The sequence below is a fragment of the Pseudomonas sp. TMW22089 genome (assembly GCF_022496645.1).
In the GTDB taxonomy this organism is placed as follows: Bacteria; Pseudomonadota; Gammaproteobacteria; order Pseudomonadales; family Pseudomonadaceae; genus Aquipseudomonas; species Aquipseudomonas paraversuta.
Genome location: NZ_SCFG01000054.1, coordinates 1 through 1,194 on the forward strand (window position 1 = coordinate 1; position 1,194 = coordinate 1,194).

A 1,194-nucleotide genomic window follows, 5' to 3' on the forward strand; every position below is an offset into this window, starting at 1 on the left:
TCACTCACCATCTTCTTCGCCTGCATTAAGTCGTGTGGGCGCTCAAGCAGAAGCTCTGTTTTCAAGATCCCGTTGACCCGCTCTGCCAAAGCATTTTGGTAGCAGTCATAGCCGTCCGTCATCGAACATCGGATGCCGTGTTTCGCGTGCAGTTCTTGGTACATTCCCGAGCAATACTGGCTGCCTCTGTCCGAGTGATGAATCAGCGGCTGCGTGGTTTGACGCTGACTCACGGCTCGACGCAACGCTTGCACTACCGACTCGGTGTGTAGACTTTCATGGACGTGGTAACCCACGATCTTTCGCGAAAAAGCATCCGTCACAAGGCTCAGATAGGCCACACCCTCCCGAGTGGGCAGATAGGTGATGTCAGCAACCCAGACTTGTTCCGGGCCGGTTGGAACAACCTGATCCGGACCCGGTTTGAGTAGGTTCGGATGGCGCCGAAAGCGATGATGGCTGTCGGTCGTCTTGTGATACGCCCGCTTGCGGGCCACCAGTAAACGCCTTTCGCGCAGGATCGAAAACAGCCGATCTCGCCCCACTTGCAGCTCAAGTTGAGGCTGGCAATGCAACAAGTGGTACAGCTTTCGGGTACCCAGACGCGGCTGACGCTGACGTTTTTGCTGAACGAAGTCGGCAACTTTCTGATCCAGAACCAGGCGAGTTGCATCGGCGCGATTGCGTTTGTAGTAAGCCTGTCGGCTTATCCCCATGAACTGGCAAGCCCTGCTGATGCTCAGGTTTTGGATTCGTTTTTGCGCGAGGACTTGCCGGGACGCTTTTTTACCACAGAGAGACCGTAGTCATTTTTCAAGACATCCACGACCGCCTCGAAAAACTGGGCTTTCTGATTGGACAGCGCCAACTGTTGTTCAAGCTCTTTGATGCGTTGCTCTGGCGTTAGTGGTCGGTTTTTGTCGGGCATAGACCCCATCCTCGGCGAGCCAATGTATGTGCCGGGGCTCCAATCTTGCCGACCATGCTTGCGTAACCACGTCAGAACGGTCGTTTTGCCTTGGATCCCGTAGCGCTCCTGAGCCTCTTTATAGCTCAGCTCACCTTTTTCGACTTGGTCGACGACCGACAATTTAAAGGTCAGCGTGTAGTCTCGCTGACTACGCCTTTTACTTGTCTCCATTACGCCCTCCTGAAAATAGATCAGAAGGTGTAAACCTTATTCAGGACGGGACA

The 1,194-nt window shown here is 54.0% G+C and carries 1 protein-coding gene; it reads right to left on the minus strand.

Going from position 1 to position 1,194, the window contains the following annotated elements; translation table 11 throughout:
* Positions 1 to 1,141 (minus strand): IS3 family transposase gene (locus tag EQV90_RS21665; protein WP_240878678.1). Its coding sequence is split into 2 segments (ribosomal slippage), with 1,142 coding nucleotides annotated over them: positions 1 to 778 and positions 778 to 1,141; the frame shifts between segments, so codons are not numbered across the junction. This gene is flagged as partial in the annotation.
* Between the last annotated feature and the right edge of the window lie 53 nt (positions 1,142 to 1,194).